This window comes from Micromonospora sediminimaris (assembly GCF_016863575.1).
In the GTDB taxonomy this organism is placed as follows: domain Bacteria; phylum Actinomycetota; class Actinomycetes; order Mycobacteriales; family Micromonosporaceae; genus Micromonospora; species Micromonospora sediminimaris.
Map to the genome: position 1 here is coordinate 1 of NZ_BOPD01000060.1, position 6,686 is coordinate 6,686.

6 protein-coding genes are annotated in these 6,686 nt (G+C 72.2%); 4 read left to right on the forward strand and 2 right to left on the reverse strand.

Annotated features, from left to right (window positions below):
* Positions 1-97: 97 nt before the first annotated feature.
* Positions 98-892, reverse strand: coding sequence for an Rv1486c family protein (locus tag Vse01_RS28975; protein ID WP_093407386.1), 795 nt, complete (start codon positions 890-892; stop codon positions 98-100).
* Positions 893-1,096: 204 nt separating this feature from the next.
* Between Vse01_RS28975 and Vse01_RS28980 the strand changes: the two genes are divergently transcribed.
* Both Vse01_RS28980 and Vse01_RS28985 read left to right on the forward strand, forming a co-directional pair.
* Complete coding sequence (locus Vse01_RS28980; protein WP_093407384.1) at positions 1,097-1,909, forward strand: DUF3097 domain-containing protein; 813 nt, start codon at positions 1,097-1,099, stop codon at positions 1,907-1,909.
* Between the two features lie 76 nt (positions 1,910-1,985).
* A complete protein-coding gene (locus Vse01_RS28985; RefSeq protein WP_170863512.1) occupies positions 1,986-3,269 on the forward strand; it encodes an AI-2E family transporter in 1,284 nt (427 codons plus the stop codon).
* A gap of 92 nt (positions 3,270-3,361) precedes the next feature.
* On the opposite strand, the gene Vse01_RS28990 is transcribed toward Vse01_RS28985, so the two are convergent.
* A complete protein-coding gene (locus Vse01_RS28990; RefSeq protein ID WP_093407380.1) occupies positions 3,362-4,681 on the reverse strand; it encodes a serine hydrolase domain-containing protein in 1,320 nt (439 codons plus the stop codon).
* A gap of 82 nt (positions 4,682-4,763) precedes the next feature.
* Between Vse01_RS28990 and Vse01_RS28995 the strand changes: the two genes are divergently transcribed.
* Together Vse01_RS28995 and Vse01_RS29000 are read left to right on the forward strand one after the other, a co-directional pair.
* On the forward strand, positions 4,764-5,234 hold the full coding sequence (locus tag Vse01_RS28995; RefSeq protein ID WP_093407378.1) for an NfeD family protein: 471 nt from the start codon (positions 4,764-4,766) through the stop codon (positions 5,232-5,234).
* A 4-nt stretch (positions 5,235-5,238) separates the two neighbouring features.
* Complete coding sequence (locus Vse01_RS29000; RefSeq protein WP_093407375.1) at positions 5,239-6,348, forward strand: SPFH domain-containing protein; 1,110 nt, start codon at positions 5,239-5,241, stop codon at positions 6,346-6,348.
* Positions 6,349-6,686: the final 338 nt, after the last annotated feature.

Consider the following 6,686-nt stretch of genomic DNA (forward strand, 5'->3'; position numbering starts at 1 on the left):
GGGGTGCCGGGGTGCCGGGGTGCCGGGGTGCCGGGGTGCCGGGGTGCCGGGGTGCCGGGGTGCCGGGGTGCCGGGGTGCCGGGGTGCCGGGGTGGGGTCAGGGTCGCAGGGGGGCGTTGCAGGCGGCGACGAGGGCCTGACGGCAGGCGGCGGTGAGGGGGCGCAGGGCGGCGTCGCGCTGCTGGGCCTCGTAGTTGTTGACCGCGCCGCCGGGTGCCGCGTGCCCGGCCAGGGCGAGGACCCGGTCGAGCACGGCGGCCCGGGCGAACAGCCGGCGCGAGCGCGGGTCGAACCCGGGGGGCAGGTCGGTGGTGCCGTCGGGGCGACGCAACGCCTCCAGGGCGCCGGCCAACTCCGGACGCCACTGGGCCACGTCGAGGCGGGTGAGCGCGGCTGTGGTGTCGGCCAGCGCGGCGGCCAGCTCCGCCTCCGCTTCGGCGGCGCCGGGCAGGGTGAGGCAGGCGGCGGGAGCGTCCGCCGGCAGCGGGTGCACTCGCCAGAGCACCGTCTCGAAGGTGTCGCCGGAACCGGAGGTGTGCACGCGTACCTCGGGGATCAGCCCCAGCCCGCCGGCTATCACGGCCTCGCCGGCAACCAGCGCGGCGCCGGCGAAGTCGCCCGGGCCGGGTAGGCCGCGCGGGTCGCCCGGCGCCGGCAGCACCAGCCGGATCTCGTCCGGCGAGAGCTTGGCCAGGGTGGGCAGCGCCTCCCGTAGCGGTACGTCGGTCCAGGTGCCGGGCGCGTCGGCGACCAGGTGCTCCTCGGTGCCGGCGACGGCGTCGGCGACCTCGTCGAAGGGCACCAACCCGGCGCGCCACGCGCGCACCCAGGCAACGAACCGGCTCGACCGGCGCGGCGCGAGGATGGCCGCACCCGCAGCGGGGGTGGACATGCCGAAAGAGTACGTGGTGACGCCGGTCCGTGTCTCGACTGCCGCGCCGCCGCCTCCCCGTCGCGCCGATCATGCAGTTGTGGTGGGCGGTTGGCTCCCCTTCACGGCTTTTGTCAGATGCCACAACTGCATGATCGCGATCGGGAGATAGGGACGGGGTGTGTCGGGGTTGGGGCGTGGTGGCGGCGGGCTTAGCGTGACGGGATGGGGCGGCGGTACGGCGAGGACGTGTTGGCGGGGGACTGGCGGCGGCGGAAGGTGACCCCGGAGGTTGACGCCGAAGCGGACCTCGTGGTCGAGGACGCCGAATCCGGTTTCTGCGGGGCGGTCGTCGGCTTCGAATCCGGTGCGGTGGTGCTGGAGGACCGGCACGGTCGGCGGCGCAACTTTCCGCTGTTGCCGGCGGCGTTTCTGCTCGACGGCCGCCCGGTCACCCTGCGCCGTCCCACCCGGCCGCCGGTGCCGGCGGCCCGGCGGCGTACCGCTTCAGGGTCCGTGGCGGTGGACGGGGTACGCGCCCGGGTCGCCCGGGCAAGCCGGATCTGGGTCGAGGGTGTGCACGACGCCGCCCTCGTCGAGCGGATCTGGGGCGACGACCTGCGCATCGAGGGTGTGGTGGTGCAACCGCTGTCCGGCATCGACGCGCTCGACGCCGAGGTACGCGACTTCGGGCCGGGCCCGGGCCGTCGGCTCGGTGTGCTGGTCGACCACCTCGTGCCCGGCTCCAAGGAGAGCCGCATCGTGGCCCGGGTCAACTCGCCGCACGTCCTGGTCACCGGTCATCCGTACGTCGACGTCTGGCAGGCGGTGAAACCGGCCGCGCTGGGCATCGCGGCGTGGCCGGTGGTGCCACCGGGACGGCCCTGGAAGGAAGGCGTCTGCGCCGCGCTCGGTGCCGCCGAACCGGCCGAACTGTGGCGGCTGATCCTGTCCCGGGTGGACAGCTTCGCTGACGTGGAGACGCCGCTGATCAACGCGATGGAGCGGCTGATCGACTTCGTGACCGAACCGGACTGAGCCGCCGGCCCCACCGGCGAGGACGTCGACCGCTACCGTGAACGGCCTGATCCCTACCACCCCCGGGGGTACGCACGTGAGCCGGTTAGAGCAACTGCGACAGCGGTTGCGTCAGGCGTACGCGACGGGACGCGAGTCGGTGCGTGCCGCCCGCGAGCGGGAGAACGCGCGGCGCATCGAGCGGGCGGCCGAGCGGGACCGGCTGATTCCCGAACCGGTGACGCCGACCGACGACGCGGCCGTCTCCACGACCAGCCGCGACGACGCGGACGTGCCGAGGGGCCTGCGCATCGCCGCCGCCTGGTCGTGGCGGCTCCTGGTCATCGGGATCGTCGGCTGGGCGTTGCTGCGGATCTTCGGCGCCATCCGTGTCGTCATTGTCCCGTTGCTGGTGGCGTTGCTGCTCGCCGCCCTGCTGGCGCCGGCCGTCGGCTGGCTGCTGCGCGCCCGGTTGCCGCGTACGCTGGCCACCGCCGTGGTGCTCATCGGCGGGCTGGCCGCGGTGGTCGGCACACTGACCCTGGTGGTCAACGAGTTCATCGCGGGCCTGCCGGAGCTCAGCGCCAGCGCCGCGGCCGGCATCGGGCAGATCCAGACCTGGCTGCGCGACGGCCCGTTGAACCTCTCCGACACCCAACTCGACAGGTACATCGAGGCCGGGCAGAACTGGATCAACGAGAACTCGCAGGCGTTGACCAGCAACGCGCTCGCGACGGCAGGCACCGTGGTCGAGGTGTTCACCGGCGCGCTGCTGGTGCTGTTCGCCACGTTCTTCTTCCTCCGCGACGGCGACCGGATCTGGCGGTTCCTGGTCGGGACGTTCCCGGTCGCCGCCCGCTGGCGGGTCGACGACGCCGGCCGGGCCTCCTGGCGGACCCTGGTCGCCTACGTACGCGCCACGGTGCTGGTGGCGTTCATCGACGCCGTGGGCATCGGGATCGCCCTGGTGCTGTTCGACGTGCCGTTCGCCTTCCCGCTGACGGCGCTGGTGTTCCTCGGCGCGTTCATCCCGATCGTCGGCGCGACGCTGTCCGGCGCGGTCGCGGTCCTCGTGGCGTTGGTGGACGCCGGCTGGGTCACCGCCCTGATCATCTTCGGTGCGGTGATCGTGGTGCAGCAGGTGGAGGGCAACGTCCTGCAACCGTGGATCATGGGTCGGGCGGTGGCGTTGCATCCGCTGCCCGTGGTGCTGGCGGTGACCGCCGGGGTGGTGCTGGAGGGCATCGTCGGCGCGCTCGTCGCCGTACCGCTGATCGCGGTGCTCAACACCGCCGTGCGCCGCCTGTCCCGGCAACGGCCGACGCCGACGCCGCCGCCAGCGGCGCCGGAGGCCGTGGTGGTTCGCTCCACCCCGGTCTGACGGCCTCGCCGTGTCGGCGGCAGACGCCGCCGACACGTGCTCGATCTGTTGGCCGAGCCGGGTATGCGCGCGGCGAGGTACGTCACGCCGGGTCAGGGTTCGTCGTCCGGGGAACGGGTGAAGACAAAGGTGGCGATGTCCAGCGCGACCGGGCGACCCGTCTCGTCGCGCAACACCGTCAGGACCTCGCCGTTCTCGACGCCGCTGACGCCGCGCCACCGGTCGGGCCCCTCCGGGGCGTAGCGACTGATCCGGTCGCCGCGTGACGCGCCGACCAGTTCCCCGGTGGTGTGGTCCCAGCTGACGTCGAGCGCGGTACCCATCCACCACCAGCGGCCGGTAAGCGGGGCCAGATCGGCCGGCGGTGGGGCCGCGGCCGGCTGCCACGGCCGGGTCGGCACGGGCTCGACGTCGAGCACGTGGGTGAGGACCCGGTGGCCGAGCGGCCCGATCCCACCGGTGCGGAAGCCGTACGAGTTGGCGAAGCCGACGACGCCGGTGCGGCTGGGGCGGTGCACGGCCAGCGTGGCGACGTAACCGGGCATCGAGCCGCCGTGCCCGACGTGGATCCGGTCGCCGTCGCGGGTGAGCTGGATACCGAGGCCGTATCCGCCGCGCCAGGCGTCCAGGTCGCTGAGGATCACCGGTGCGCACATCTCGTCGAGGGTGGCGGGGCTGAGCACGGCCGGATCCGGGTCGGCGAGGAAGGCCGCCCAGCGGGCGAGATCGGTGACGGTGGACCAGAGCTGACCGGCCGGCGCCATCGCCCGGCTGTCGGTTCGTGGCTCCTCCCGTAGCGTGTCGTGCCAGGGGTGCAGCACGTAGCCCCGGGCGAACGGCTCGGTGGCCGCGTAGGTGGTGCGGTGCAGCCCGAGCGGCTCCAGGATCCGCTCCCGCGCCAGTTGGGCCCAGGGCGTACCGGTGACCCGCTCCAGCGCGCCGCCGAGCAGCCCGTACGCCAGGTTGGAATAGTGCCAGACCCGGTGCGGCGGATGCGCGACCTTCGCGGCGGTGAATCCGGTAAGCAGGGCGGTCAGGCCGACGCCCTCGCTGCGTTCCCACCACGGGCCGTCGGGTTCGCGTTGCAGACCGCCGGCGTGCCCGAGCAACTGCCGCAGGGTGACCGCCCCGGCCGCGGCGGCCTCGGGCAGGTGCCGGCGCAGCGGGTCGTCCAGTGCCAGCCGGCCGGCGTCGCGTTCCTGCATCACCAGCACGGCGGTCATCGTCTTGGTGATCGAACCGATCCGGTACTGGAGATCGGCGTCGGGGTGCGGCTGCGTGCCGGCGGCGGCCAGGTGGGCCAGCGTGCCGTCGCGGACCACGCCGATGATCAGCGATGGGACGTGGCCGGCGGACTGCGCGTCGGCCACCAGAGCGTCGACCTGCCGGGCGGTTTCGGGACGCAGGGGCACGAAGTCTCCCTCGATGTCGGTAGGGTCGCCCTATGATCATGACAGTTCGATGACACGTGCACGGACATGTCACGATCGTTACGTGGATGCCGTGTTGTGGATCGTGCTGGGTGTGGTGCTGGCGGTCGCTGAGATCTTCACGGCGACCCTGTTCCTGATCATGTTCGCGGTCGGCGCGTTCGCCGCTGCGGGTGCCGCCGCGCTGGGTGCGCCGGTGGCCGTGCAGGCGGTGGTCTTCGCGGTCGTCTCCGCGCTGACCGTGTTCGCCGCGCGACCGGTCATTCAACGACACAAACAGACCAGCTCCGACAGCGACGACACCACCTTCGGGGTCGAGGCGATCGAGGGCTCGACCGCCCTGGTGCTTGAGCACGTGGACGCCGACCGGGGCATGGTGAAGATCGACGGCGAGGTGTGGAGCGCTCGCGCCTACGACGCCACCCAGGTTTTCGCACCCGGCGAGCGGGTGCAGGTTATCCAGGTCAAGGGAGCGGTAGCCCTGGTCTGGCGGGACGTCACCACTCCCGGTGAGCTACCCGAAGCGGAAAGGTGAACGGATGGAGTTCGTAGTTCCCGCCCTATTGATAGCAGTGGCGCTGATCGCAGTGGTCACCCTGGCGAAGTCGGTGCGGATCGTTCCGCAGCAGCGTCAGGACGTTGTCGAGCGGCTCGGCCGGTACAAGCGCACGCTGAATCCCGGCCTCAACATTCTCGTGCCGTTCATCGACGCGGTACGCACCAAGGTCGACATGCGTGAGCAGGTGGTCAGCTTCCCGCCGCAGCCGGTGATCACCTCGGACAACCTGGTCGTGTCGATCGACACCGTCCTCTACTTCAAGGTGGTGGACTCCGTCCGGGCCACCTACGAGATCTCCAACTTCCTCCAGGCGATCGAGCAGCTGACCGTCACCACGCTGCGTAACGTGATCGGCTCGCTGGACCTGGAGCGGGCGCTCACCAGCCGGGAAGAGATCAACCGACACCTCTCCGGCGTACTGGACGAGACCACCGGTCGCTGGGGCATCAAGGTGACCCGGGTGGAGATCAAGGCGATCGAGCCGCCGCCGAGCATCCGCGACTCCATGGAGAAGCAGATGCGCGCCGAGCGGGACCGCCGGGCGGCGATCCTGAACGCCGAGGGGCACAAGCAGTCGCAGATCCTCTCGGCCGAGGGTGAGAAGCAGGCGGCGGTGCTGCGCGCCGACGGTGACCGGCAGGCCCGGATCCTGCAGGCCGAGGGTCAGGCGAAGGCGATCCGTACCGTGTTCGACGCCATCCACCAGGCCAACCCGAGCCAGAAGGTGCTCGCCTACCAGTACCTCCAGGCCCTGCCGCAGATCGCCAACGGCACGGCCAACAAGGTGTGGATCGTGCCAACCGAGCTCACCAAGGCTCTGGAGGGCATGGGCGGCGCACTCGGCGGCCTGGGTCAGATGGTCGGCGACGCGCCGAGCAAGGAGGCCTCCGACGATGCCAGCGCCGTCGAGCGGGAGGCCGCGGAGGCCGCACAGGCCGCCGCCGCAGCGGCCCAGGAGATCCACAACGAGGTACGCGTAGCCGAGGCGCAGGCCACCGGCGGCAACAGCCCGCAAGGGCTGCCCGCGCCGGAGCCGGTTTCCCCGGCTGCCCTGCTCAACGACACCTCGGATCAGCGCGAGCGCGGCTGACCCGATCCGGTGCCGGCCCGAACCGCTGTAGCGGTTCGGGCCGGTTCGCGTCCTGCCCGGGTTCGCGTCCTGCCCGGGTTCGCGTCCTGCCCGGGTTCGCGTCCTGCCCGGGTTCGCGTCCTGCCCGGGTTCGCGGTCTCCGCCGCCGCCAGACGACCCCGGATGCCGCAAGGTGCGGTCTACGCGCCGCCAGATGGCCCGGGATGCCGCAACTCGTGGGTCTCTGCCGCGTGCCTGGTCGGCCCGGGATGCGGCCGGTCCGGGATGCGGCAAGGTGTGGTCTGCGCGTGGCTGGTTGGCGCGGGATGCCGCAACTCGCGCTCTCCGCGTGCCTGGTC

Excerpts from the sequence above, each read along its gene's own strand:
- Vse01_RS29000 (WP_093407375.1), top strand. The coding sequence starts at position 5,239 with ATGGAGTTCGTAGTTCCCGCCCTATTGATAGCAGTGGCGCTGATCGCA.
- Vse01_RS28980 (WP_093407384.1), top strand. The coding sequence starts at position 1,097 with ATGGGGCGGCGGTACGGCGAGGACGTGTTGGCGGGGGACTGGCGGCGG.
- Vse01_RS28975 (WP_093407386.1), bottom strand. The coding sequence starts at position 892 with ATGTCCACCCCCGCTGCGGGTGCGGCCATCCTCGCGCCGCGCCGGTCG.